Source organism: Rhodoluna sp. KAS3, from assembly GCF_026000575.1.
GTDB lineage: Bacteria > Actinomycetota > Actinomycetes > Actinomycetales > Microbacteriaceae > Rhodoluna.
The window spans coordinates 1,291,009-1,314,781 of the sequence record NZ_AP026910.1; the positions used below are offsets into that span (position 1 = coordinate 1,291,009).

Annotated in this window: 25 protein-coding genes; 5 read left to right on the plus strand and 20 right to left on the minus strand. The window is 55.4% G+C overall.

The features are described from left to right. Positions 1-21: 21 nt before the first annotated feature. The 6 genes from OO731_RS06525 to dnaK are packed head-to-tail and all read right to left on the minus strand — an operon-like array spanning position 22 to position 6,994. Complete coding sequence (locus OO731_RS06525) at positions 22-1,011, minus strand: hypothetical protein (protein ID WP_264890127.1); 990 nt, start codon at positions 1,009-1,011, stop codon at positions 22-24. 50 nt (positions 1,012-1,061) lie between these two features. Continuing rightward, on the minus strand, positions 1,062-3,212 hold the full coding sequence (locus tag OO731_RS06530; protein ID WP_264890128.1) for an AAA family ATPase: 2,151 nt from the start codon (positions 3,210-3,212) through the stop codon (positions 1,062-1,064). Beyond that, the gene (locus OO731_RS06535; RefSeq protein WP_138275958.1) at positions 3,209-3,622 is read right to left on the minus strand and encodes a MerR family transcriptional regulator; all 414 of its coding nucleotides are present in this window, start codon (positions 3,620-3,622) and stop codon (positions 3,209-3,211) included. The genes OO731_RS06530 and OO731_RS06535 overlap by 4 nt, the downstream gene beginning before the upstream one ends. Positions 3,623-3,630: 8 nt before the next feature. Then, entirely contained in the window at positions 3,631-4,560 is a 930-nt protein-coding gene (locus OO731_RS06540; RefSeq protein WP_138316673.1) for a DnaJ C-terminal domain-containing protein, read from the minus strand. A 26-nt stretch (positions 4,561-4,586) separates the two neighbouring features. Then, a complete protein-coding gene (locus OO731_RS06545) occupies positions 4,587-5,156 on the minus strand; it encodes a nucleotide exchange factor GrpE (protein WP_264890129.1) in 570 nt (189 codons plus the stop codon). Next, a complete protein-coding gene (gene dnaK, locus OO731_RS06550) occupies positions 5,156-6,994 on the minus strand; it encodes a molecular chaperone DnaK (RefSeq protein ID WP_264890130.1) in 1,839 nt (612 codons plus the stop codon). Before dnaK ends, OO731_RS06545 begins: the two co-directional genes overlap by 1 nt. Positions 6,995-7,197: 203 nt before the next feature. On the opposite strand from dnaK, the gene OO731_RS06555 reads away from it, so the two are divergent. The 4 genes from OO731_RS06555 (at position 7,198) to OO731_RS06570 (ending at position 10,859) form a co-directional block, all read left to right on the plus strand. Further along, a complete protein-coding gene (locus OO731_RS06555; protein WP_264890131.1) occupies positions 7,198-8,304 on the plus strand; it encodes a hypothetical protein in 1,107 nt (368 codons plus the stop codon). Positions 8,305-8,330: 26 nt separating this feature from the next. Further along, entirely contained in the window at positions 8,331-9,650 is a 1,320-nt protein-coding gene (locus tag OO731_RS06560) for an MFS transporter (protein ID WP_264890132.1), read from the plus strand. 96 nt (positions 9,651-9,746) lie between these two features. Continuing rightward, a complete protein-coding gene (locus tag OO731_RS06565) occupies positions 9,747-10,106 on the plus strand; it encodes a BlaI/MecI/CopY family transcriptional regulator (protein ID WP_264890133.1) in 360 nt (119 codons plus the stop codon). A gap of 9 nt (positions 10,107-10,115) precedes the next feature. After that, positions 10,116-10,859, plus strand: a complete 744-nt coding sequence (locus OO731_RS06570) for a M48 family metalloprotease (protein ID WP_264890134.1) — start codon at positions 10,116-10,118, stop codon at positions 10,857-10,859. A gap of 14 nt (positions 10,860-10,873) precedes the next feature. On the opposite strand, the gene dcd is transcribed toward OO731_RS06570, so the two are convergent. Together dcd and OO731_RS06580 are read right to left on the minus strand one after the other, a co-directional pair. Beyond that, a complete protein-coding gene (gene dcd, locus OO731_RS06575; protein ID WP_264890135.1) occupies positions 10,874-11,464 on the minus strand; it encodes a dCTP deaminase in 591 nt (196 codons plus the stop codon). A gap of 9 nt (positions 11,465-11,473) precedes the next feature. Continuing rightward, positions 11,474-13,630 carry an MMPL family transporter gene (locus OO731_RS06580; RefSeq protein WP_264890136.1) on the minus strand — a complete coding sequence of 719 codons (2,157 nt, stop codon included), beginning with the start codon at positions 13,628-13,630 and terminating at the stop codon, positions 11,474-11,476. A gap of 30 nt (positions 13,631-13,660) precedes the next feature. Here OO731_RS06580 and OO731_RS06585 point away from each other — a divergent pair, with 30 nt between their 5' ends. Continuing rightward, positions 13,661-14,017, plus strand: coding sequence for a DUF2834 domain-containing protein (locus OO731_RS06585; RefSeq protein WP_264890137.1), 357 nt, complete (start codon positions 13,661-13,663; stop codon positions 14,015-14,017). Here OO731_RS06585 and OO731_RS06590 read toward each other — a convergent pair. The 12 genes from OO731_RS06590 to OO731_RS06645 all read right to left on the minus strand — a co-directional run bounded on the left by OO731_RS06590 (position 13,974) and on the right by OO731_RS06645 (position 23,763). Beyond that, positions 13,974-15,341: an AAA family ATPase gene (locus OO731_RS06590; protein ID WP_264890138.1), complete on the minus strand. Its 1,368-nt coding sequence runs from the start codon at positions 15,339-15,341 to the stop codon at positions 13,974-13,976. The two genes, OO731_RS06585 and OO731_RS06590, sit on opposite strands and share 44 nt — an antisense overlap. After that, a complete protein-coding gene (locus OO731_RS06595; RefSeq protein ID WP_264890139.1) occupies positions 15,341-17,329 on the minus strand; it encodes a bifunctional copper resistance protein CopD/cytochrome c oxidase assembly protein in 1,989 nt (662 codons plus the stop codon). The genes OO731_RS06590 and OO731_RS06595 overlap by 1 nt, the downstream gene beginning before the upstream one ends. A 20-nt stretch (positions 17,330-17,349) precedes the next feature. Continuing rightward, entirely contained in the window at positions 17,350-17,802 is a 453-nt protein-coding gene (locus OO731_RS06600) for an isoprenylcysteine carboxylmethyltransferase family protein (protein ID WP_264890140.1), read from the minus strand. Positions 17,803-17,878: 76 nt separating this feature from the next. After that, positions 17,879-18,157 carry an HU family DNA-binding protein gene (locus OO731_RS06605; protein ID WP_138275972.1) on the minus strand — a complete coding sequence of 93 codons (279 nt, stop codon included), beginning with the start codon at positions 18,155-18,157 and terminating at the stop codon, positions 17,879-17,881. A 248-nt stretch (positions 18,158-18,405) separates the two neighbouring features. Further along, the gene (gene rpsN, locus OO731_RS06610) at positions 18,406-18,711 is read right to left on the minus strand and encodes a 30S ribosomal protein S14 (protein ID WP_138275973.1); all 306 of its coding nucleotides are present in this window, start codon (positions 18,709-18,711) and stop codon (positions 18,406-18,408) included. A 2-nt stretch (positions 18,712-18,713) separates the two neighbouring features. Then, the gene (gene rpmG / locus OO731_RS06615; protein ID WP_038503403.1) at positions 18,714-18,884 is read right to left on the minus strand and encodes a 50S ribosomal protein L33; all 171 of its coding nucleotides are present in this window, start codon (positions 18,882-18,884) and stop codon (positions 18,714-18,716) included. 11 nt (positions 18,885-18,895) lie between these two features. Beyond that, positions 18,896-19,132 carry a 50S ribosomal protein L28 gene (gene rpmB, locus OO731_RS06620; protein ID WP_264890141.1) on the minus strand — a complete coding sequence of 79 codons (237 nt, stop codon included), beginning with the start codon at positions 19,130-19,132 and terminating at the stop codon, positions 18,896-18,898. Positions 19,133-19,323: 191 nt separating this feature from the next. Continuing rightward, complete coding sequence (locus tag OO731_RS06625; RefSeq protein WP_264890142.1) at positions 19,324-19,752, minus strand: transcriptional repressor; 429 nt, start codon at positions 19,750-19,752, stop codon at positions 19,324-19,326. Then, positions 19,749-20,567: a metal ABC transporter permease gene (locus OO731_RS06630; protein ID WP_264890143.1), complete on the minus strand. Its 819-nt coding sequence runs from the start codon at positions 20,565-20,567 to the stop codon at positions 19,749-19,751. Before OO731_RS06630 ends, OO731_RS06625 begins: the two co-directional genes overlap by 4 nt. Beyond that, positions 20,567-21,376 carry a metal ABC transporter ATP-binding protein gene (locus OO731_RS06635; protein ID WP_264890144.1) on the minus strand — a complete coding sequence of 270 codons (810 nt, stop codon included), beginning with the start codon at positions 21,374-21,376 and terminating at the stop codon, positions 20,567-20,569. Before OO731_RS06635 ends, OO731_RS06630 begins: the two co-directional genes overlap by 1 nt. Next, positions 21,376-22,296: a zinc ABC transporter substrate-binding protein gene (locus OO731_RS06640; RefSeq protein ID WP_264890145.1), complete on the minus strand. Its 921-nt coding sequence runs from the start codon at positions 22,294-22,296 to the stop codon at positions 21,376-21,378. The genes OO731_RS06635 and OO731_RS06640 overlap by 1 nt, the downstream gene beginning before the upstream one ends. Before the next feature lie 78 nt (positions 22,297-22,374). Further along, the gene (locus OO731_RS06645) at positions 22,375-23,763 is read right to left on the minus strand and encodes a dihydrolipoamide acetyltransferase family protein (protein ID WP_264890146.1); all 1,389 of its coding nucleotides are present in this window, start codon (positions 23,761-23,763) and stop codon (positions 22,375-22,377) included. Between the last annotated feature and the right edge of the window lie 10 nt (positions 23,764-23,773).

Consider the following 23,773-nt stretch of genomic DNA (forward strand, 5'->3'; position numbering starts at 1 on the left):
TCGATTGGGTGGTGTTTTGGGCTAGGCCTTGAAGGTGCCAACCACAACCAAGGCATCGCCGGCCTCCGGCGTAATGCGGGCGTTTTTTGGCGGGTTCAGTGCCACTCCACCGGTGACCGAATCAAAGTAGCCGATGACCGAGTAGCCCTTCGAGATTCCGAGAACAGCTAGGTCGGCAAGTTCAATAGGTTGACCTGCGGTTGCAAAAGCGGTTACCGGCAACAGACCAATACTTGCGCCCTCGGCGGCAAACAGGCCGTCAAAAACTGACAGCAGATCAGAATTCTCTGAAATCTGGGCAAGCAGCCGGGCCTTGAGGTGGTCGATAGGCATGGCGGCATCGGTGTGGGTTTGCATTAGCGCCGGTAGAGTCTGGGCCAGGCTCAAATCAAGTTTTGCCAGGGCGTCTTGGCGAATGCCGGTGTAGATAACCTGATCATCGTCTTCGGCAATGGCAATAACCTGGGCACCACGCGGCAAAACCTGGCTGGCGCTTGGGTTGAGCACCGGCTCACCGTCGATAACCAAACCGATGACCGATGCGGTGTTGAAAGCCAGAACTGCATCTGCGTAGGTTTTGCCAAATAGCGCTGGCAGCTCGTTGAAATAGATTTCTTCACCCTCGAAAGACAAAATCTCTTCGATGGCCACTCGCAGCGCTGGGTGTTGGGCCGCGTGGGCGTTGGCCAAATCCTCAAGGTACTCAAGTTTTGAACTCAGGTCGATGATTGACTTTGCGCCGGCAGCGTTAGCTACCTCTAGGTCTTTGGCGCTGGTTGGGTCACCCTGAATTACCTGAAACTTCTGCCGACCAAGTTCAAGGCCGGCCAGAGCTGACTCAACTTCGGCGGGTGCGGTCTGCGACAAAACCACGATGCGTGGCTTGCGCACGTTTTCGTTCGCAATCGTAAGTTCTTTGATGACCTCAATGGCCACCGGTGACCAGCCGAGAATTAGTGAGTGCCCGCCTCGTTTGAGAGCGCGGTTACCAAATTTGCTGATGCTTGCCATGGTGTCAGTTTATCTAGCCAGTCTGAGAGCCGGCTGCGCCGGGGTTACCCCTAGATTTCTCCGGGGGTAACCACCAGCTGCACACCGTCTTCGGCAACATCCACTTTGACCAAAGAGCCATCGTGAATTGTTCCGGCCAAAAGCAAGTTTGCCAAGCGGTCATCGATCTGCTGCTGCATCAATCTGCGTAGCGGGCGGGCTCCGTAAATTGGATCGTAACCCTTGTCGGCCAACCAGGTTCTGGCGGCCGGGGTTACTGCCAACTGCAAACGGCGCTGCTCTAGGCGGCGCTGAAGTCGATCGATGTTTAGTTCAACAATCTGGCCCAACTCGTTGCGGTCTAGAGCGCTGAACACCACGATGTCGTCGAGGCGGTTCAAGAACTCTGGCTTGAAGTGACCGCGAACAGTGGCCAAAACGGCCTCACGTTTTTGGTCGGCACCCAGCTCTTGGTCAATCAAGAATTGGCTACCCAAGTTTGAGGTCAAAATCAGAATCACATTCTTAAAGTCAACGACTCGGCCCTGACCGTCGGTCAATCGGCCGTCATCCAAGACCTGAAGCAACACGTCAAACACCTCAGGGTGAGCCTTCTCAACTTCGTCAAGCAGCACCACAGAATACGGTCGGCGGCGAACCGCCTCGGTCAATTGGCCACCTTCTTCGTAGCCGATGTAACCCGGAGGGGCACCTAGCAAGCGGCTAACCGAGTGCTTCTCGCCGTATTCACTCATGTCGATGCGAACCATGGCTTTTTCATCGTCAAACAAGAATTCAGCCAAGCTCTTTGCCAACTCGGTCTTACCAACACCGGTAGGGCCAAGGAATAGGAATGAGCCGGTTGGGCGATCTGGGTCGCTGATGCCTGCCTTTGTGCGGCGAACAGCATCAGACACCGACTTAACCGCGGCTTTTTGCCCGATCAATCGCTTGCCAAGTTCGGCTTCAAGGTTGAGCAGTTTCTCACTCTCGCCGGCTAGCAGGCGGCCGGTCGGAACGCCGGTCCAAGCACTAACCACAGCCGCAATGTCATCCTCGCCAACCTGATCGTTGACCATGCGCTCGGTGGTTGCCTCACCTGACTCGGCAGACTCTAGCTGGGCAAGTTCTTTTTCAAGGGCCGGAATCTCGCCGTAAAGCAACCGCGATGCCCGCTCTAGGTTTGCCTCGCGCTGTGCTCGTTCGGCTTCAATGCGCAAGCCATCCAGCTTGGTCTTTAGGTCACCAACCTTGTTTAACTCGGCACGCTCTTTGGCCCAACGCTCGTTCAAACCATCAAGCGCCTTGGTCTTTTCGGCCAAGTCATCACGAAGCTTTTCGAGGCGCTCCTTCGAAGCCTCGTCCTTCTCCTTCTTTAGAGCCAACTCTTCAAGCTTTAGTCGGTCAACCTGGCGGCGAAGTTCGTCGATCTCAATCGGGGCCGAGTCAATCTCCATGCGCAGGCGTGACGCCGCCTCATCAATCAGGTCAATAGCCTTGTCTGGCAGCTGGCGCCCCGTGATGTATCGGTTAGACAGGGTAGCGGCAGCGACCAAAGCGCTGTCGGCAATGGCAACTTTGTGGTGCGCTTCGTAGCGCTCCTTTAGTCCGCGCAAGATGGCAATGGTGTCAACCACCGATGGCTCGCCCACATAAACCTGCTGGAATCGGCGCTCAAGCGCTGGGTCTTTTTCAATACGTTCGCGGTATTCATCGAGTGTGGTTGCACCAATCAGACGCAACTCACCGCGAGCCAACATCGGCTTCAACATGTTGGCGGCATCCTGGCCGTCACCGGCACCCGCGCCCACCAAGGTGTGCAGCTCATCGATGAAGGTAATTACCTGGCCCTCGGCGGCGTTGATCTGACCCAAAACCGCTTTTAGGCGCTCTTCAAATTCACCCCGATACTTAGCACCGGCAACCATCGCAGCTAGGTCAAGGCTAATTAGCTGCTTGTCCTTGAGGCTCTCAGGTACGTCACCGGCGATGATTCGCTGGGCAAGGCCCTCGACCACGGCAGTTTTACCTACGCCTGGTTCACCGATCAGGACCGGGTTGTTTTTGGTTCGGCGGCTGAGCACCTGCGACACTCGACGGATCTCGGCGTCTCTGCCAATCACCGGGTCAAGCTTTCCCGACTTAGCAATGTCGGTTAGGTTTACGCCGTATTTTTCCAGCGCCGAACGCTGGTCTTCTGATTGCATATTTTGGTTGTTCATCGGGCCCTCCACAGCACTACTGAGTTGTGCTTCGCTGGTCGTTGACCGCGAGCAATACTCTCGACACCCTGATCACCCGCTGCAAAAACTCGGGCCCCAGGTCTATTCATAAGTTCGTTTGCTAGCGCTTGTTCGAGGTCTCGAACTCGCTTGGCTAGCTCGGCATTTTGGTTTTCGAGTTCCAAAATGCGTCGGATGCCCTCAAGGCTTACACCCTCATTTGAGAGGCGTGCAATTTCGCGAAGTTGGGCAACGTTTCGCATGGTGTAGCGGCGGGTTTGCCCACCGGTACGGCTTGGCACCACCAACCCGATGCGGTCATAATCACGCAGGGTTTGCGGGTGCATTGAGGCCAGTTCAGCCGCAACGCCAATCGCAAAGATTGGTGAGTTCTCGTCTAACTGTTCCATTAGGGCTCCTAGAGAAGGCCGGCCTTATTCAGTAGGTCCTCGCGAGGGTCCTCGTCCGGAAGGTGGCTCTCGAATTCTTCGAGGGCCTTGCGTGCCTTGTCGTTGATGTGGCTCGGCACCGCAATGTCCACGGTTGCAAGCAGGTCGCCCTCGCCCTTGGCCGTCACAACTCCGCGGCCTTTGACTCTTAGCACGCGTCCGTTTGGTGTGCCCGGCGCAACCTTTAGTTTCACCGGGTCGCCGCCCAGGGTTGGCACCTGGATGGTTGCACCTAAGACTGCCTCGGCAAAGGTCACCGGCACTGTTACCCGGATGTTCTGGCCATCGCGGGTAAAGACTGGGTGGGGCTTTACCGTCACTGTGATGATTAGGTCACCGGCTGGGCCGCCGTTTGGTGAGGCTTGACCTTTGCCAGCGATCTTAATCTTCTGACCGTCTTGAACGCCGGCTGGAATCTTGATGCTGGTTGGCTCACCGTTGCTCTTGAGCTGCAGCTTGATCGTGGTGCCCTTAACACCATCGATGAAGTCCAGCGTGGTTGAGGTGGTGAGGTCTGCTCCGCGCTGCGGACCAAAACCTCCCCGACCTCCGCCACCGAAAAGGTTGGCAAATACGTCTTCAAAACCGCCACCGCCAAAGTTGGCGCCACCAGGAAAACCTCCTGGAAAACCGCCACCCTGACCGCCGGTGAAACGAGCGCCGGATCCCATTGCTCGCATCTGGTCGTACTCAGCGCGCTGCTCTTTGTCAGAAAGAACCGAGTAGGCCTCGCTGATTTCTTTGAAGCGTGCTTCTGCCTTGGCATCACCTGGATTGGTATCTGGGTGGAACTGCCGCGACAACTTGCGGTAGACCTTTTTCAGTTCTGCTTCAGACACGTCTTTAGCTACGCCAAGGACCTTATAAAAGTCCTTGTCGAACCAATCTTGACTTGCCATGTGTATTGAACCTCTTTTGTAATTTCTTATTCAGCTGGGATGAAAACGGCAACCATTGCTGGTCGTAGCAGGCGGTCGCCAAGCATGAAGCCTGGTTCGACCACGTCTGCAATTACGTTTTCAGTTACCTCTGGGTTTGGAGTCTGAACCAAAGCGTTGTGTAGCTCTGGGTCAAACTTGTCACCCTTGGCGGCAAATGACTTGAGACCAAACTTGTCACCGGCATTGCGCAACTTGGTGACCACTGCGGCAAACGGTGAACCCTCTAGGTCACCGTGAGCCTCAGCTCTGGTTAGGTCGTCAAGGGCTGGCAGCATGGCTCGCAAAACCTCGGCAATCGCTGCGTTGCGGGCAACATCGCGGTCGCGTTCAACGCGCGCTTTGTAGTTCACAAACTCAGCCTGCAGTCGCTGCAGATCGGCCAGAAGTTCGGCCTCCTTGCTCTGCGGTCCTAGGTCGTCGACCAAATCTGCTAGCTCTGCGTCGATCGGATCAACTGCCTCGGCGCTCGAGGAGTCCTCTGAAAGAGATTGCGAAGCATCGTGAATTTCAGAGGATTCCTCTGGGCTAGTGCCAGCTGGATTTTGATCAGACATTATTTCTTTTCCTCATCCTCGTCGACAACCTCAGCGTCAACCACATCTTCACCAGATGCATCAGCCGCAGCTTCTTCACCCTCGGCAGGCTGAGCAGCGTAGATTGCCTCGCCCAGCTTCTGCTGTGATTCATTTAGCTTGTCGAGTGCAGACTTAACCGCCTCAATATCTTCTCCGGCGAGCGCAGTCTTTAGAGCATCAACGTCAGCCTGAACTGTGGTCTTTACGTCCTCAGGTAGCTTCTCGTCGTTCTCCTTGATCAGCTTCTCGATCTGGTAGACCAAACCTTCAGCCTGGTTGCGAGTGTCGGCTTCTTCACGACGCTTCTTGTCTTCAGCGGCGTGCTCTTCACCTTCGCGAACCATGCGCTCGATGTCTTCCTTTGACAACGATGAACCACCGGTGATGGTCACAGATGCTTCCTTGCCGGTGCCCTTGTCCTTTGCAGACACGTGCACGATACCGTTGGCATCGATGTCGAAGGTAACTTCAATCTGCGGCACACCGCGTGGTGCTGGCGCAATGCCGGCTAGGTCAAAGTTGCCGAGTGACTTGTTGTCGCGAACAAATTCACGCTCACCCTGGTAAACCTGGATGCTCACTGATGGCTGGTTGTCATCTGCGGTGGTGAAGGTCTCTGAACGCTTGGTCGGAATCGCAGTGTTGCGCTCGATCAGCTTGGTCATGATTCCACCCTTGGTTTCGATACCAAGAGATAGCGGAGTCACGTCGATTAGTAGAACGTCCTTGCGCTCACCCTTTAGAACACCAGCCTGTAGCGATGCACCAACTGCAACGACCTCATCTGGGTTTACACCCTTGTTAGGCTCTTTGCCGCCGGTCAGGCTCTTGACTAGCTCAGATACTGCAGGCATACGGGTTGAACCACCAACAAGTACCACGTGGGCAATGTCAGAGACCTTTACTCCGGCTTCCTTGATGACGTCTTCGAATGGCTTCTTGGTGCGAAGCAATAGGTCTTCGGTCATCTGCTCGAACTGAGCGCGGGTTAGGGTTTCGTCCAGGTTCGCTGGGCCGTTCTCGGTTAGAGATAGGTAAGGCAACTGGATGTTGGCGCTCATTGACTGAGAAAGTTCCTTCTTAGCCTGCTCCGCTGCTTCCTTTAGGCGCTGAAGGGCAATCTTGTCCTTCGATACGTCAACACCTGTGGTCTCCTTGAACTTCTTGACTAGGTGGTCAACGATGCGCTGGTCCCAGTCATCTCCACCAAGGCGGTTGTCACCTGAGGTTGCGCGAACCTGAATGGTTGAGAAGCCCTCATCCTTGCCAACTTCTAGCAAGCTGACGTCGAAGGTACCGCCACCAAGGTCAAAGACCAGAATTAGCTCGTCTTCTTTACCCTTGTCTAGGCCGTAGGCCAGGGCAGCTGCGGTTGGCTCGTTGATGATACGTAGAACGTTTAGGCCTGCGATCTCGCCGGCATCTTTGGTTGCCTGACGCTCTGCGTCGTTGAAGTAAGCAGGAACGGTAATAACTGCGTCGGTTACGGCCTCACCAAGGTAGGTCTCAGCGTCGCGCTTTAGCTTGGCTAGGGTTCGCGCTGAAATCTCTTGTGGGGTGTACTTCTTGCCGTCAACATCAAAGGTCCAGTCGGTGCCCATGTGGCGCTTGACTGATGCGATGGTGCGGTCAACGTTGGTTACTGCCTGACGCTTTGCGGTTTCACCAACAAGAACTTCGCCGTCTTTGGTAAAGGCAACGATTGATGGAGTGGTGCGGAAGCCCTCTGCGTTAGCGATAACGGTTGGTTCTCCACCCTCAAGCACAGAAACTGCGCTATTGGTGGTACCTAGGTCAATACCTACTGCACGTGCCATTATTTTTTTCTCCTCGTTTTTTGGGCTTGTGGCCCGGTTGTTTACTTGCTGCGGCTCAAACCTGAGCCGATTTGACTCAAGTTTCACACGCAGATTTTTGGTTGTCAAGCACTCTCAGCAAAATCTAAGTCTTCTGGACTCAAGTTTGGCAACCAGGATGGATTTCGGAGCCTTTTAACAGCAAAAAGTGGCATCCTTAAAGCATGAAGCGCAGGTTTCTGAAGGTGCTCGCGGCCATTTTGGCGGCGGGGTTGCTCACCGCAGCCTCTCCGGCCAGCGCAATTGAGCCAACCTCGGGTTACGACATCTCTTACCCTCAGTGCAACTCCGTACTGCCTACCGACGGCGCTTTCAAGATTGTGGGCATCAACGGTGGCCTGGTTTACTCGGGCAACCCTTGCCTCGACGAGCAAATCACCTGGGCTGGCGGCACTGCCGCGCAGTTCTACATCAATACCGGCAACCTCGGGCCAAGCTCAAGTTATTGGCCGCTTGATCAAACCACCCCGATGCTCTGCGACTCAGCTGATGCTGACAGCACCGGCTGCGCCTTTAACTACGGCTATAACGCGGCTAAGGATTCTTACCAGCGGGCGGTTGACGCCTACGCTCGACTGGGCATCACCGCTTCTCCGGCGCTAACCACCTGGTGGCTTGACGTTGAAACTTCAAACAGTTGGCGCGGAGCCGACTGGACCGAGAGCACACCTGTACTCACCGGCACCGAGGCCACCAGCCGAAATGTTGCATCTATAGCCGGCGCCACTCACTACCTGCAGTCGGTCGCCAAAATCAGCAAACTCGGTGTTTACTCAACCCCGTATCAGTGGTCGGTAATCACCGGCGGATCAAAGCTTTTCTCTGACCTAGTTAGTTGGCATGCCCTGGGTGAATCTACCCACCAGGCCGCCACCGATGCCTGCACCGGCGCCAGCGGTTTTACCGGCGCCCCGATTGTGATGACCCAATACATCGATACCTCTATCAACCTCGATGTAAACGTGACCTGCTCGGCAAAGGTAAAGGTAATCACCAGCCTGACCAACACCAGCACCACCTCGGTCAAGCGCTCTGGATACTTCTACCTCAAGGGCACTCTAAAGACCGCTTTTGGTGCCACGATGGCCAACCGATCGGTGACTTTTAAATTTGCTGGCAAGACATATAAAGCCACCACCAGCCAGAGCGGATACGTTTCGGTGCGGGTCAAGGCACCTAGTTATGCCGGCAAATTTAAGGCCGGAGTTTACTTTTGGGGAAACTATTACCTAACTGCCGATAGCAGCTTTAAAACAGTGACGGTTAAGTAGCCAAATATCGGCTAGCGTTGCTGATTATGACTTCCAATGCTGCAAGATCAGAAAAACGCGCAACCTTAGCTTGGGCCCTTTGGGACTGGGCTGAACAGCCTTTTCCAACCCTGATGCAAACCTTCGTGTTTCCGCTGTATCTTGCCGGGGCAGTGGCCGCCAAAGGCACCGACACCGATGCCCTGCTGGGCGTTGCCACCGGTATCGCGGGTCTAATCGTGGCAATCATGGCGCCGGTTTTTGGCCGCCGCTCTGATGAGACCGGTAAGCGCAAGTTTTGGCTCATGATCAACACCTATCTTTTGGTGGCCATCATGGTTGCTGCGTTCTTTGTGGCACCCAGCCCCGAGTACCTGTTGTTTGGCCTGATCCTCTACGGCCTCGGTTCGGTGGTTCAAGAGTCAGCGTTCATCAACTACTACGCCATGCTTCGCCAGGTCTCAACCCCGTCAACCATCGGCCGCATCTCTGGTTACGCCTGGGGCTTTGGCTACGCCGGCGGCATCCTGCTTCTATGCATCTCACTGTTCGGCTTTATCTTGCCTGAGACAGTTTTTGGCATTGTGCTTGCCGACTCAATGAACGTTCGCATTGTGTTCTTGTTCTCAGCCGTCTGGTTTGCCCTGTTCTCAATCCCGCTGTTCCGCCGTGTTCCTGAAATCGCGGCTGCGCCGGGGGCCAAAAAGCAGAGCGTAATTGAGTCATACATCAAGCTTTGGTCTCAGCTAAAGTCGCTTCGCAAGCAGGCTCCAGAGACCTTCAAGTTCTTGATCTCTTCGGCTATTTACCGCGATGGCCTGGCGGGTGTCTTTACCTTTGGCGCAGTGCTTGGTTCATTGGCTTTCGGCTTTAGCCAGACCGAAATAATCCTTTTCGGAATTGCCGCAAACCTAGTCGCCGGTATCGGTGCCGCAATCGGTGGCCGCCTTGACGACATCCTGGGCAGCCGTGCCGTAATCATCTTGTCTTTGGTTGGTTTGATCGTCTCGGGAACCGCGGTCTTTGCGTTCGCCGGCGCCGGAGTGATTACCTACTGGATTGGCGGATTGTTCCTCTGCCTATTCGTTGGGCCAGCTCAGGCAGCTAGCCGTACCTTTGTTTCTCGATTCACTCCAGCTGGTCGCGAGGGTGAGGTGTTTGGTTTGTACCAAACCACCGGGCGCGCTGCCTCGTTCCTATCGGGCTTTATGTGGGCCGGTTCAATCACCGTAGCCAGCCTGCTGCTTGGCCTCGAGAACGCAACCATCTTTGGAATCATCGGATTGCTATTGATTCTTGGCGTTGGACTATTGCTGTTGCTTCGAGTCGACCCAAACCCAAAGGTCACCTACTCCAAGCAGCCTTGATTCGACACTGGGCATCAGTTGCAAACTGGGCCCCAATTCGACACCGGGCATCGGTTGCAAACTGGGCCCCAATTCGACACTGTGTAGAATTGCCACATGCCCAAATCTCAGCGCCAACAAGGTGAGTTAGAGTCCCTGATTCTCAACTGCCTTTGGAACGCCGAAGGCCCAATGACCTCGGCCGAGATTCTTGAGTGCGTGAGCCCTGATGGCTCGCTGGCATTGACCACAATTCTCACGGTGCTTTCACGCCTATCCGACAAAGAGCTGGTTTTGCGCGCCACCGGAACCGGCCGATCACTGCTGTTCACCGCGGCCCAGTCGCGCGAGCAGCACACCGCCGAGCTCATGCTCAAGTTGGTTGCCGATGCCGAGAACCCGGCTCTGGCGTTTTCTCACTTTGCCGAGGGCCTCAGCCCATCGCAGCTTCAAGCTCTGCGAAACTCACTCATTTAGTCTCAACCGGTGTCCGCTCCAATCCTTTTGATTCCCATTGCCCTGGAGTGGGTGTTACTAATCACAACCCTGGCTCCGGTCGCGCTGGTTGGTAGGTTCAACACCCGCCCGCGTTTGGGCCTGGCAATCTGGTTTGGCTCGCTGCTCTCAGCCGGCCTAGCTACCTGCCTGGCGCTGGTTGTGGCCATCTGGTCTTACTTCGATACCTTTGCCGCGCTTGAAGCCAGCCTGTTTGGCGACTCTGAGTGGTTCATGGCCTTGGCCGTGAGTTTTGGTCCGTGGCTGGCCTTGCTGCTGGGCGGTGTCTCGCTGGTGCTGGTTCAGCAGCGCCTGGAGCCGCTGGTTCAAACTGCCCGTCAAATCAAACCCGCGGTAGATCAAGCCAAGCAGCCGCTGCTGAATTTTATGGGCACCCCGGTCTTTGCCATCGACCTACCGTTTGCCTACGCGGTGGCCGGCCGTCGCGAAATCATTGTGTCCTCGGCCCTGCAAAACCTGTTAAACACCGATGCCTTCGCGGCCGTCCTTTGGCACGAATTGGGGCATGTTCGCGGCAGGCACTTTGGGCTCAAAAAACTGGCCCGATTGGTTCGCGTGCTCTCGCCAAAAATGGCCGCATCCAAAGCCCTGGTGCTTGAGGTTGAGCGGTTGTGCGAGGTGGTCGCCGACGACTATGCCGTGCGGAATTTGGGCAATAAGAAAGCCCCCGCACTCGAAAGCGCAAGGGCAATCTTTAAAGATTCGGCTTTCTAGGCCAAGGCCCCTAGTTACAGAGGTTCGTTGCCAACATCTGTGATGTGAAAATTCAGGTGGCTGCGTGAAGCGGTTGGGCCGCGCTGACCCTGGTAGCGAGATAGGTACTTCTCTGAACCGTAAGGGGTCTCGCTGGCCGAGCTGAGCTGGAAGAAGCAAAGCTGCCCAACCTTCATGCCAGGCCATAGCTTAATCGGAAGGTTTGAAACGTTTGCCAACTCAAGGGTCACGTGCCCCTTGAAACCCGGGTCAACAAAACCCGCGGTTGAGTGAGTCAATAGCCCTAGGCGGCCAAGTGAGCTCTTGCCTTCAAGGCGGGCTGCGATGTTGTCTGGCAAGGTTACAAATTCGTAGGTCGAACCCAGCACAAACTCACCCGGGTGCAAAATGAAAGCTTCGTCGGCAGCAACCTCAACCAAGCGGGTCATGTCTACCTGATCCTCGCGAGGGTCAATGTAGGCGTACTTGTGGTTGTCAAAAAGTCTGAAGAATCGGTCCAGTCGAACATCGATGCTCGATGGCTGAAGAAGATCCATGTTCAGTGGCTCAAGGCCAATTCGGCCGGCCTCAATTTCTGCGCGGATATCGCGGTCTGACATAAGCATGGTTCTAGATTAGTGGTCGAGCCCAACCTTCTTATAAATGGCCTTCATCCACTTAGGGGCCCACCAGTTGGCCTTGCCGAACAACTTCATCAGCGCCGGCACCAAAAGCGCGCGCACAATTGTGGCATCAACCAAAATGGCAAAGGCAATGCCTAGGCCTAGCGCTTTCATGATGGTTACGCCGCTGGTTGCAAAAGCACCAAAGCTAAAGGCAAGCACCAGGGCAGCAGCCGTGATGATTCGCCCCGATCGCTGCAGTCCGTTGGCTACCGAATCCTCGGTGCTGGCTCCGGCATCGTGCTGCTCTTTGATTCGGCTAAGCAAGAACAGTTCGTAGTCCATCGATAGACCAAAGGCCACCACGGCAATCAGCACGGTTGAAGATGTATCGATGTTGCCGGTGACATAGAAGTCACCGACCAGCCAGCGAATGCTGCCGTCGAGGAAACCCCAGGTGATAAAACCGATGGTCGCGCCCAGCGACAAAATATTCAGCAGCACGGCCTTGATCGGCAGAAGCACCGATCCGGTGAATAGGAACAGCAAGACCAGTGTAGAAACAACAATCCAAATCAGGGCATTTGGCAGTTGCTCTTCGATACCGCGCTGCGAGTCGGTGTAGACCGCTGCCGAACCTCCGACTAGAACCTCAAAATCTGATGTGTCGATGGCGCGAATCGCATCGGTGATGGCCACGCCTTCAGGAGAGCGCGAATCGATGTCGTGAATTGCCGTCACGCGTTGATAGTCACCGTTGGCATAGGTCTCGATGCCCGGTCCAAACTGCGGCAGCATGGCACCATCGGCAGCAAAGCCCACCGAGGACCTAACCGAGACGATGTGGTCGAGCGCTGAAAGATCAAGCACGTACTGCTCAACCTGCTGATCGCTCGCGCCCTCAAGAATGATCTCAATCGGCGAGCCCTCTTTGGCCGTGAAGCGGTCACGGATTACGTTGCTAGCAATCGCAGCCGGTTCAGACTGCGGCAAAATTCGGTCATCGACCTGACCAAATTGAGCATTGACCGAGAGCGAGGCAAGGCCACCCAAAGCCAGGGTGGCAACCAAAAGAACCGAGACCGGGCGCTTCATGACAAATCGGGCAATGTTGCCCCAAGCGCCTGATTCTTTTGGCGTCAGGTCGCGCTTGATGATGCGCCACTTATTGACTCGATCACCCATGAGGTTGAGCATGGCCGGCAGGGCAATCAGGGCTGCGGCAACTGAGAGCAGCACCACAACAACTCCACCGAGCGCAAAGGACTTTAGGAAGTACTGCGGGAAGAAGAACAGCGAGGCCAGAACGATGGCTACGGTCAAACCAGAAAACAGCACGGTTCGACCGGCTGACTCAACCGTTCTGATGGTTGCATCGGCAACCGATTTTCCGGAGGCCCGCTCTTCACGGAACCGGTTGACCATGAGCAGTGCGTAATCGATGCCGAGACCCAAGCCCAAACCGGTAATCAGGTTCAGTGCAAACACCGATGTATCGGTGAACTGGGTCGAGACCCAAACAAAGAAGAATGAACCGATGATGGCCAAGCCACCCACCAGCAGCGGCAGGCCCGATGCCATTAGTGAGCCAAACACAAACACCAACAGCACGATGGTCAGCGGAACGGCGATGGCCTCGGTGCGGGCTAGGTCGTGCTCGATTACCGAGTTGATTGATGCCGTAACGGTGGCAAAGCCGGCCACATAAACCTGAGCGGTTTCGTACTGCCCCGAGAACTTATCGGCAATTCCGGCGGCAACTGTTGCCTGGGTTACGTCATCTTTAACGTCAACAAAAACGTAGGTGGCGTTGCCGTCATCGCTGATTAGTGAGGCTGGGCGGCCCAGTGAGTAATAGCTGTCAACGCTGTCTACGCCAGAGACATCGCGCAATTCTTCGACCAGGTTATTGGTGCTGGTTGCGCTCGATTCGGCATCAACGCCGTCTTCAAAATCCACCACGATGACTACCTCGGGAGTGGACTCCTCGTAGGTTTCGGTGAGGATATCCATGACCTTGGTTGAGTCACTGTATGGATTTTCGTAGCCACCGGCTTTTAGCTGGCCGAATGACTGAAAGCCCCAAACGCTAGAAAGCAGAATCAGCGAGATGAACCCAAACAGGGCAAGCTTGCTGTGGCGCACGAGAAAGCCACCGAGACGGTTCATAAAATCTCACTTCTGCAGGATGATTGCACTATGGAAACCAAACGTCGTTCAGCAGCAATCTATTTCTTTATTCTTTCAGGTATCGGCCTGATTACGGCCTGGTACTTCAACGCGCTGGCGGTTATGGGCGGCGAGGACTACCTTGCCGAAGGTTTTACCAGCAACGTTGACTGGGTGCTTTCGCTAGATCTGTTGATTGTCGGTTTTGCTTCGATGGGCTTCATCATCATCGAGGGCCGTCGGCAAAAAATGAAGCACCTGTGGGTTTACATCGCGCTGGCGTTTGTCACGGCGGCGGCCTTTACGGTGCCATTGTTCTTGGCTATGCGTGAGCTAAAGCTGGCTAAAACAGCTTCTCAATCGGAGCCTGCCGCACACCCTGCATAAATCGCAGTACGTCTTCATCAACCATCACGTCACTCATCCGAATCGCTCTGGTCAGGTATAGACCCTCCAGCGAGCGCACGCGGCTAAGTGCAACGTAGGTTTGGCCCGGGCTAAAGGCGCCTCGACCCATGTCGATAACAACCTCGTCGTAGGTTTGCCCCTGAGACTTATGAACGGTTACCGCCCAGGCTAGTCGCAGCGGAATCTGCTGAAACTCGGCCAGAGGCACAGCGATCAATACCTCTTTGACTCGGCCCGACTCTTCGTCGAACTGCTCGTCAATTTCGTAGCGAACCTTCTCCCAGGTTGATCGACCAACCTCGAGGCGCTCACCGTCAGCCTCAACAATCACGCCACCCGAGCTCGGTAGTTCAAGCACGTGACCGATGGTGCCGTTTACCCAACGCTTAATCGGGCCGGTCGGCCCCTTCTTGGTGCTCGAGTCGTCGTTCTTGATGAACATGACCTGGGCACCGACCTTGAGTTCTAGCACTGGGTCGGCCGGCAGGGTGCGACCAAAGGCCTTTTCATCAGCGGCACTGAACACCGCGTCAAACCGCTTGGCCGGCGAATCGATTCGGGCCATCCGGGTGCTGTTAACCGCATTGACCGAAGCATTGATTGTTGCGAGGCGGATAACGTCATCGTGCGGAGGGAACCGGTTACCGCACTGGTTGATGTAGTCGAGCATCTCTTGAGTGCAAGAGCCGTCGCGAATAGCGTTGAGGATCTCTTTGAAGTGCTCGTCGTGCTGACGGAAAATCTCACTCAGCTCGTAACGCTCAAGGCTGTCTTCGCGCCAAACGTGAGCGTCAAAGAACCATCCGCTCTGGTAGTTCTCGGCCATGTAAGCCCGGTCTTGAGGGTCACTCGGTGGCACGGGCGCCAGCTGGTACGGGTCGCCAAACATGACAACCTGGGCTCCACCAAACGGTAGTTTGCGGCGGCCGCGGGCAATACCCATCGCCCGGCTCATGGTGTCCATCAGGTCGGCATTGACCATCGATACCTCATCGATGACCAGCATGTCGATGGCCGCTAGAACCTCGCGAGTGCGGCGGCTGAGGTGGCGACCGATGTCCTCGGTGCCCAAAATTCCAAACGGAAAACCAAACAGTGAGTGAATGGTTACGCCACCAACATTGAGTGCGGCCACACCGGTAGGTGCGCAAACGGCAACCTTCTTTTTGGTGTTTTCAATCAGATAGCTGAGCAGTGTTGACTTACCGGTTCCGGCTCGGCCGGTCACAAAGATGTTGTTTTCTGACTCTTCGATGTACTCAAAGAGGTGGCGCTGTTCGGCTGAAAGTACTACCTGCTCCATTAGCGCTCCTCCTTTCGTGCGTTTAGCTTGGCCAGCATCTCGTTGTAGGCCTCAACATCCTGGTTGCCGGTTCGGTCGCTGGCTCGGTCAAGGCGTTTAGCCTCGCGCCCATCGGCCTTGAACCATTGCACCGAGACGATGATCGTCAGAGCCGCAGTCGGTAGCTCACCGATACCCCAGGCAATCGCGCCACCGGTGTGCTGATCCTCGAGCGGGGTCTCACCCCAGGTTCTACCCATGGCTCCGTACCAATCCGAAAGTAGCAGCCCCGAGCCGTCCATCAACGACAAACCAAAGAATGCGTGGAAAGCCATGGTGCCAATCAGCATTAGCAATCGCAGCGGGTAGGCCAGGCGCACTGGCCCCGGGTCAACCCCGATGAGCGCCTGCGCGAAGAGGTAACCCGTGATCAAGAAGTGAACCACCATCCACTCGTGACCCAGGTGCTCGTTGGTTGCCCAAGCAAATAGCGGTGTGTAGTAAAAAGTGACCAGCGAGCTGGCAAACAGAATGGCCGCGACAATCGGGTGCGCCACAAACTGCGCGTACTTGGTGTGAACCGCCCAAAGTACCCACTCGCGCATTCCTCGAGAACCGTCTTGGCGCTTTTCGGCTGCGCGCATCAACAGGGTTACCGGAGCACCGGGCACCAAAAGCACCGGAATACCCATGGCCAAAATCATGTGGCCAATCATGTGCATGCTGAATAGATACTCTTGGTAGGCATTCAGGGCTCCGCTGGTGGTGTAAATCAGCACCAGCATTCCGGCAATCCAAGACACCGTGCGGCCAATTGGCCACTTATCGCCGCGCTTAGCCAAGCGGCGCACACCGGCAAGGTACATCCAAATTGCACCCACACCGATAATCAACCAGACCAGGTCCAGTTTCCACTCGGTCAGCAGTCTGATCGGGGTGAGTTCTGGTGGCAACGGTGAGCCGGTAAGAATCTGAGCTGGGGTTACTTCACCGATTAGTTCGCCATCTTTCGGCGATGCGGTTCGGGCCAGGGCAGTGGCCAGGCCAATTGCCGTGCCCATAATGCCAAACTCAACCGCCACCAAAGACCAAAACGCCTTGGCCTTATTTGCACCCTCGGATAGTCGGGCGATCAGGTTGCGGCGGTAAAGCGCACCAACCACACCAAGAATTGCCAGGGTCACGACCTTCAAAAGCAGCAGGTGGCCGTAAGGGGAGTTCAGTGATGCCAGATCTGGAATGCGCACCCAGGCAGAACCCATGCCAGAAACCGCCACCAACACAAAAGCTAGCAGCGCCAAACTTGAGTAGCGCTTGGTCAACACCGATGCCTCGGCTGCATCGCGCCCGCGAACCACAAACAGTGCAAACAGCCCGCCAACCCAGATGGTGACGGCAACTAGGTGGATGCCGATCGAGTTGACCGCCATTCCGTGGTTTTCACTTCCGGCGGCGTGCCCGATCAGCGCCAGTGGAATCAGTGAGGCCAGACCAAGCGCGGCCAGCATCGCGGTGGCAGTTAGGTTTCTAATCGAAATCGTGAGGGTGTTCAGGATCACTGCGGCCACGAGGTTGAGCGCGAGCATTTGCCCAAGTTCAATTTCGGTGGCAAATAGCCAAAGGCTGTTACTAAAGCTCTCACTGGTTGAGACACCCACGCCGGCGACCGACAAATAGGTGAATAGAAAGTTGACCGCACCGGCCACGGCCCAAACTGCGGCCGCAATGCTCGAGATAATCTGGGCCCTAGTCAGTAGTAGGTTTTCTTGGCTCAGGCTGAAGGCGGCAAAAATCAGTGTGCCCACGGCAATAGCCATCGAGAAGTTCATAACCAGTTTGGCAACCGGCAGGCCCCATCGAACCACTTCACCCGGGTCGGCCAATGCCTGCGCAGCAGCGCCGCCACCTATTAAGAGGCCGGCAACCACTGCAATCAAACCAGCACCGATAAGCGCAGCGCTAGCCAGAGAGGCGCGCTGAACGGATTGGGTGTTGGTGGGAGAACTCACTGCTTAAGCCTACGGCAGGCTTACTTTTTGCGCTTGGGCAGAAAGCGACCGGTCTGCTTCTTGTACTCGGCATATCCCGGGTACTTCTTTTCGAGCAGCGATTCTTCCCAGCTGGCCTTGTAGATCAGGAGAGCTAGTAGAAATAGCCAGAACATCAGTTTTACAAATGCCATCGACTGAACTACCGAGCCAAAGCTGGCCAGCAGCAGGCCGGTGTAAATCGGGTGCCTAATGGTTTGGTACAGGCCAGTGGTAACGAGCTTGGCCTTGGCTTTTGGCACTGGGTTGGCGGTGAGCGAGGCACCAAGGTCGCGCAGCGCGAAGAACAAAATCAAAATGCCCGGCGCAATGAACAAAACGCCACCGATGTAGGCCCACAGCTCAACGGGTTCATCGATACCCATCATGACAATGCCGATGAGGAGACCAAACTGCGCAATAACTAATAGGTTGCCTTTGGCTTTATCACTCATGGTTCTAGGCTACGCCCAAACGGTTAAACCAAAGGGCGCCCACTTTCGTGAGCGCCCTTCGAAGTGTTTCTAAGACTTACTTAACTGCAGCCTTTAGCTTTGAACCAGCTGAAACCTTAACGGTGTTTGCAGCTGCGATCTGGATGGTTGCACCAGTCTGAGGGTTGCGACCGGTGCGAGCTGCACGGTGGCCCTTCTCTACTGATAGCCAGCCTGGGATGGTAACCTTGCCGCCGTCAGCAACGGTCTTTGCAATGGTCTCGAATACTGCGTCAACAACACGGTTAACAGCAGCCTGTGACTCGCCGGTGCTTGCAGCAACTGCTGCTACTAGTTCGCTCTTGTTTAGAGACATTTGGTCCTCCTGGACATTTAGACGTTTGACGTACTGTCAGGGATAACGCTACTGCCCTGTAAAAACTTGTCATTCATCTGGCTCGGCGTGTTGCTTGTGAATTTTTTGAGAGTTTTCCGCGTATTTACTGGCATATACGGACATCCACGTATAAAAAGAAACCCACCGTTCAACTAAGAACAGTGGGTTTCTGTTTAAAACTTGTAATTTGCCGAAGCAAATTTGGTGAGGCTTTGCCTACCGAGTGCTTACCAAGAAGACTTGGTGATGCCTGGAAGCTCGCCCTTGTGAGCCATGTCGCGGAAGCGAACACGTGACACACCGAACTTAGCTAGAACACCGCGTGGGCGACCATCGATCGCGTCACGGTTACGTAGACGAACCGGTGAAGCGTTGCGTGGAAGCTTCTGTAGGCCTAGACGTGCCTCTTCGCGCTGTGCGTCGGTTGAGTTAGGGTCAACCAAAGCCTTCTTCAGTGCTAGGCGCTTCTCTGCGTAACGCTCAACGATTACTTTGCGCTGCTCGTTCTTAGCGATCTTGCTCTTCTTAGCCATTCTTAGCGCTCCTCGCGGAATTCAACGTGCTGACGTACAACTGGGTCGTACTTCTTCAGAACGATACGGTCTGGGTCGTTGCGACGGTTCTTCTTGGTTACGTAGGTGTAACCAGTGCCTGCAGTCGAACGAAGCTTGATGATAGGACGGATGTCCTTGTCCTTCTTAGCCATGTGCTTACTCCTTAGATCTTCTCGCCACGAGCAAGAATCTCGGCTACAACAGCCTCGATACCGCGAACGTCAATTACCTTGATGCCGCGAGCGCTCACCTGAAGAGTTACGTTGCGCTTCATTGAAGGAACGAAGTAAGTCTTCTTCTGGATGTTTGGGTTGAAGCGACGCTTGGTCTTGTTCTGGGCGTGCGAGACGTTGTGGCCAAACTGCGGCGCTTTCTCGGTGACCTGGCAATAAGCTGCCATTTCTTCTCCTTCAAGGGCAAGCCCTTCAGCACCGATTTGGGCTGGCCGGTAAAGGCAAAGGCTTGTGTACAAAAATTGTGGCTGCAACTAGAAGTTATCTAGGCAACTGCTCAAGTTTAGGCGAACCTGAACCCCTTAAGCAAGTCCCACGACTTAATTTCTAGGATTGACACGCCGTTAACCGCAAAAAATTAGGCCTGGCAGTCTTTGCAGACACCAAAAATGTCGATTGTGTGGCTCGGATTTGTGAATCCGTGTTCGGTGGCTACTTGATCTGCCCAGGCTTCAACCCGGTGCGCTTCAATCTCAACGGTCAGCCCGCACTTGCGGCAAATCAGGTGGTGGTGGTGCTCGGTCGTGCAGGCGCGGTAAAGCACCTCTCCCTCTTTGCTCTGCAGAGAGTCAGCGTCTCCGTTGGCGGCAAGGTCTGCGAGCGCGCGGTAAACCGTGGCCAGGCCAATAGTCGATCCGTGATTCTTTAAAACCTGGTGCAACTGCTGAGCACTTACAAAACCAATTGCCTCGCCCAGTGCGTGACGAACGGCATCTTTTTGGGGCGTGTTCCGTTTGGCCGGCTTGCCCGGCGCGTTAGCGGCGTCAGCCGCTTCGATTTTTTTCACTTTTTCACCCGCTCAATTACTCGAGCAACCGCATAAATCAAGAATGAGATCGTGGTCACATACGGGCTGATGGGCAGACCTGCGCCCAGCGCCAACAGAATTCCGCCAATCACGCTGGTGACAGCAAAAATCACTGAGAGCATCGGTGCCAAAACCGGCGATGCCGTGAGCCTAAGTGCGGCGGCGGCTGGGGTGACCAGCAGGCTAAGCACCAACAGCGCACCAACCACCTGAACACTGGCGGCGACCGCCAGGCCAAGCAAAAGCATGAAGACCACCGATAGGGTTCTGGTTGGCACGCCTCGAGCGGCAGCGACATCTGGGTCAAGGCTGGCAAAGTTGAGCGGGCGCCAAACCAGCGCGAGGGTAATCAGAACCACTAGGCAGATGCCGGCCAGCCAAGCAAGCTGTGGGTCATCAACCGCAACGATCTGACCGGTGAGTAGACCAAATTTGTTGGCGGCTCGGCCCTCATAAAGTGCCAGTGCCAAGATACCCAGGCCAAGCCCGGCAGGCATTAGCACCGCAACGATTGAATTGCGCTCTTTGGCTTTGGCACCGAGTGCCCCGATGATTAGGGCCGCAGCTATCGAGCCAATCACGCTGCCAAAAACCACATTTACGCCAGCCAGTAGGGCAAAAGCTGCACCCGCAAAGCTGAGTTCGCTAATGCCGTGAACGGCAAAAGACATATCGCGGTTCATCACAAAGATTCCGATAAGCCCGCCAACCAGAGCCAGCAGAGCACCGGCAATTAGTGAGTTGGTGACCAGCGGCAGAAGCTGGCCGTAATCAGAGAAATCAAAAAGCACCATTAGTTCCACACCTCATCTGGGTGGTGGTCGTGATCCTGAGTGCCAACCACAACAATGCGGCCCTGGTTGCGCAACACATCAACCGGAGTGCCATACAGCTCACTCAAAACCTCACTGGTCAAAACCTCATCAGGGGTACCGATGCGGAACTTGCCATTGGCCAGGTAAAGCACGCGATCAACCATCGACAAAATCGGGTTCACGTCGTGAGTCACAAATAGCACTGCCGAATCATGCTCGCGTCGTTCGCGGTCAAGCAGCTCGGCAATGGTTTTTTGCTGATGCAAATCCAATGCGCTCAGTGGCTCATCGGCCAAAATCAGGTCTGGCTCGCCAATCACGGCTTGGCCAACTCTTAGGCGCTGCAATTCTCCGCCAGATAGCTCGCCGATTGGCTTCTTGGCCAATTCATAGCCATCGATGCAACCCAGGATGTGCTCGACACGTGCCTTTGACTTGCGACTAGGCAGTGGAAGGCCGAAGCGGTGCCCGTCTAGACCCAAGCGCAAAACATCTCGAGCGCGAAGGGGAGTGCCAGCATCAAGAACGCGGTGCTGCGGAATGTATCCGACCTGACGGTTGCCACGATGAATTGGCTTGCCATTGATTTTGATCGAGCCGGCCACGAGTGGCTCTTGGCCCAAGATGGCCTTGAGCAGTGAGGTTTTGCCCGATCCGTTGGCACCAATTACCGCGATGAACTCCTGCGGCTTTACCTCGAGGGAAAGATTGCTCCACAGCGTGCGGGTTTGCCCCTGTTCACCCGGAACCTCAAAGGTTGCGTTCTGAATCTCTAGGACGGCGCTCATTATTCGAGACCCACCTCAAGGGTGCGAAGGCAGCTGGTGACATATTCAAAGTAAGTCTTGTCATACTGCTCGTAGGTGTCTGGGTCCATCGACAAAATCTCGTAGAAACCTAGGGTCACCACATTTCCGGTCCATTCCGGGTAGTTCTCGGTGTGACCGCCAAACGGTGACAAAATCGCGCTGATCTTTCCGGCATCAATCAGCTGTTGAACTTCTTGCATTGCCAGCGGTGGAATGTCGCGTTCTTCTTCTACGGCCTCAGACATCTCGGTTGGGGTGGCGTCTACAAAACCGGTGTCTTCAAGCAGGTAAGAGACCAAGGCCTCAGTTTGAATCACCTGGGCACCGTTGGCCTTTGCCTTCAGCTCTGCTTGGTCAGCCGCAAGGGCATCGATGTTGGAATTAAAAATCTCAAGATTTGCGGTCAGCTTTTCGGCCAGGTCTGGGTAGTCGGCCGCCACCTGGGCACTCAGGGCTGCGCCAAATTCGCGCACCCGGTCAATATCAAGCCAAACGTGCTCATTGCCGTCTTCGCGCGTGCCAACCACATCAACCGCGTTGATCAGGGTTGGTTTGTTATCGGCCGCAGCCACCAGGGTGGTCATAAAGTCGTCGTACCCGCCGCCATTCATCACCACGATGTCTGCCTGGTTAATCACCAGCTGATCGCGGGCCGAAGCCTCAAACGAGTGTGGGTCGCGGTTGATGTTGTAAATCAGGGCGTGGGCAGTGGCCACGTCTTTGCCCAGGGCCTCGACCGAAATGCTGGCCCAAACGTTGGTGCTGGCCACAATCCTGATCTCACCATTGCCGGCCGACCACTCTTTTGGCGCCTGCGCGCAACCGCTAAGACCCAGTGCAATGGCAATTAGCGCGACCACTGACAATGCGGCCACGGCCTTGACAATCAAGTTCTTCATTGCTCAAGGCTAAGGCTTATTGATAATGATTGTCAATACCAGCAGGCTTGGCCCGCTGATTATGAGGCTTGGCTGAAGCTAGTCGAGCAGCAGCGCTGGCTCTTCGATGACCGAAGCTACGTCTTGAACAAAGCGCGAGGCAACGTCACCGTCTACAACTCGGTGGTCAAAAGTCGCACCGATAGTGGTTACCTGACGAACCTGAATCTCGTTGTTGACCACCCAAGGCTTTGGTCGAATCGAGCCAAGGGCAACAATTCCAACTTCACCTGGGTTCAAAATCGGGGTTCCGGTGTCAACACCAAATACACCGATGTTGGTGATGGTGATGGTTCCGTCTTTCATGTCAGCCGGGGTGGTCTTGCCCTCGCGAGCAACCGCGGCCAAGTTTTCAATTGCCTTGGCCAGCTCAAGCATCGACATCTTGTCGGCGTCTTTGATGTTCGGCACGATCAAACCGCGCGGGGTTGCCGCAGCGATTCCAAAGTTCACAAAGTTGTGCACGATGATTTCTTCATCGGTCCAGGTCGAGTTGACCATTGGGTTGCGACGAACTGCCCAAATCATGGCCTTGGCCATAATCAAAAGTGGGGTCACCTTGACACCGGCAAAATCGGTCGAAGCCTTCAAGCGCTTGACGTACTCCATGGTGCGGGTGGCGTCTACGTCTACAAAAATGCTCACGTGCGGTGCGGTGAATGCTGACGACACCATCGCGGTGGCAATTGCCTTGCGAACACCCTTGACCGGAATACGCTCTTCGCGGGCGCTCGGTGCCTCTGGGGTTGAAAGGTTTCTAAACACCGATGCCTGCTGCGCGCCACCGAGGACGTCTTCGCGGGTGACCTCGCCGGCAAAACCGGTTGGGGTTACTGACGTGATGTCAACGCCTAGGTCCTTGGCCAACTTACGAATTGGTGGCTTAGCAATTACCTTGTCTTCGGCGGTGATGGCCGCAACGTTGATCAAAGTGGTGTCTGGGTTTGGAATCAATGGCAGCGACGCGCTTGCTGCTGCAACGCTGGCGGCGGCCGGTACCACTGGTCCGCGGCGGCGCGAGGCTGCGTGGCCGGATGCACCGTAACCAACTAGGTTTGGCTGCTTTTCTTCTTTGGCAACAGCCGCGGCAGCATCGGCAATAACTTCGTGAGCGGCAACCGCGGCTGCGGCATCAACAATTGGAATCGCGCTGGTGTTAGTGCTGACTGTGCCAACAGCACCGTCGGCAACGGTAGCCGAGATGATTGGCTTGCCCACCTCTACGGTGTCGCCCTCGGCAGCAAAAAGTTCGGCAACTACGCCGGCAAACGGGCAAGGCAACTCAACCAAGCTCTTGGCGGTTTCAATCTCAACGATTACCTGGTTTACGGCCACGGTGTCGCCCGGCTTGACCTTCCAAGACACAATTTCGGCCTCGGTCAAACCTTCGCCAACATCTGGCAGGTTAAAGAACGCTAGTTGAGTCATTTCTATCCTT

What these genes read in the sequence shown, in the direction of transcription:
- OO731_RS06600 (WP_264890140.1), bottom strand. Translation starts at nt 17,802, where the DNA reads ATGAGTGATAAAGCCAAAGGCAACCTATTAGTTATTGCGCAGTTTGGT.
- OO731_RS06535 (WP_138275958.1), bottom strand. Translation starts at nt 3,622, where the DNA reads ATGGAACAGTTAGACGAGAACTCACCAATCTTTGCGATTGGCGTTGCG.
- OO731_RS06590 (WP_264890138.1), bottom strand. Translation starts at nt 15,341, where the DNA reads ATGGAGCAGGTAGTACTTTCAGCCGAACAGCGCCACCTCTTTGAGTAC.
- rpmB (WP_264890141.1), bottom strand. Translation starts at nt 19,132, where the DNA reads ATGGCAGCTTATTGCCAGGTCACCGAGAAAGCGCCGCAGTTTGGCCAC.
- OO731_RS06560 (WP_264890132.1), top strand. Translation starts at nt 8,331, where the DNA reads ATGACTTCCAATGCTGCAAGATCAGAAAAACGCGCAACCTTAGCTTGG.
- OO731_RS06540 (WP_138316673.1), bottom strand. Translation starts at nt 4,560, where the DNA reads ATGGCAAGTCAAGATTGGTTCGACAAGGACTTTTATAAGGTCCTTGGC.
- rpsN (WP_138275973.1), bottom strand. Translation starts at nt 18,711, where the DNA reads ATGGCTAAGAAGAGCAAGATCGCTAAGAACGAGCAGCGCAAAGTAATC.
- OO731_RS06580 (WP_264890136.1), bottom strand. Translation starts at nt 13,630, where the DNA reads ATGAACCGTCTCGGTGGCTTTCTCGTGCGCCACAGCAAGCTTGCCCTG.
- OO731_RS06565 (WP_264890133.1), top strand. Translation starts at nt 9,747, where the DNA reads ATGCCCAAATCTCAGCGCCAACAAGGTGAGTTAGAGTCCCTGATTCTC.
- rpmG (WP_038503403.1), bottom strand. Translation starts at nt 18,884, where the DNA reads ATGGCTAAGAAGGACAAGGACATCCGTCCTATCATCAAGCTTCGTTCG.
- OO731_RS06630 (WP_264890143.1), bottom strand. Translation starts at nt 20,567, where the DNA reads ATGGTGCTTTTTGATTTCTCTGATTACGGCCAGCTTCTGCCGCTGGTC.
- OO731_RS06585 (WP_264890137.1), top strand. Translation starts at nt 13,661, where the DNA reads ATGGAAACCAAACGTCGTTCAGCAGCAATCTATTTCTTTATTCTTTCA.
- dnaK (WP_264890130.1), bottom strand. Translation starts at nt 6,994, where the DNA reads ATGGCACGTGCAGTAGGTATTGACCTAGGTACCACCAATAGCGCAGTT.
- OO731_RS06530 (WP_264890128.1), bottom strand. Translation starts at nt 3,212, where the DNA reads ATGAACAACCAAAATATGCAATCAGAAGACCAGCGTTCGGCGCTGGAA.
- OO731_RS06605 (WP_138275972.1), bottom strand. Translation starts at nt 18,157, where the DNA reads ATGTCTCTAAACAAGAGCGAACTAGTAGCAGCAGTTGCTGCAAGCACC.
- OO731_RS06640 (WP_264890145.1), bottom strand. Translation starts at nt 22,296, where the DNA reads ATGAAGAACTTGATTGTCAAGGCCGTGGCCGCATTGTCAGTGGTCGCG.
- OO731_RS06545 (WP_264890129.1), bottom strand. Translation starts at nt 5,156, where the DNA reads ATGTCTGATCAAAATCCAGCTGGCACTAGCCCAGAGGAATCCTCTGAA.
- OO731_RS06555 (WP_264890131.1), top strand. Translation starts at nt 7,198, where the DNA reads ATGAAGCGCAGGTTTCTGAAGGTGCTCGCGGCCATTTTGGCGGCGGGG.
- OO731_RS06635 (WP_264890144.1), bottom strand. Translation starts at nt 21,376, where the DNA reads ATGAGCGCCGTCCTAGAGATTCAGAACGCAACCTTTGAGGTTCCGGGT.
- OO731_RS06645 (WP_264890146.1), bottom strand. Translation starts at nt 23,763, where the DNA reads ATGACTCAACTAGCGTTCTTTAACCTGCCAGATGTTGGCGAAGGTTTG.
- dcd (WP_264890135.1), bottom strand. Translation starts at nt 11,464, where the DNA reads ATGCTTATGTCAGACCGCGATATCCGCGCAGAAATTGAGGCCGGCCGA.
- OO731_RS06525 (WP_264890127.1), bottom strand. Translation starts at nt 1,011, where the DNA reads ATGGCAAGCATCAGCAAATTTGGTAACCGCGCTCTCAAACGAGGCGGG.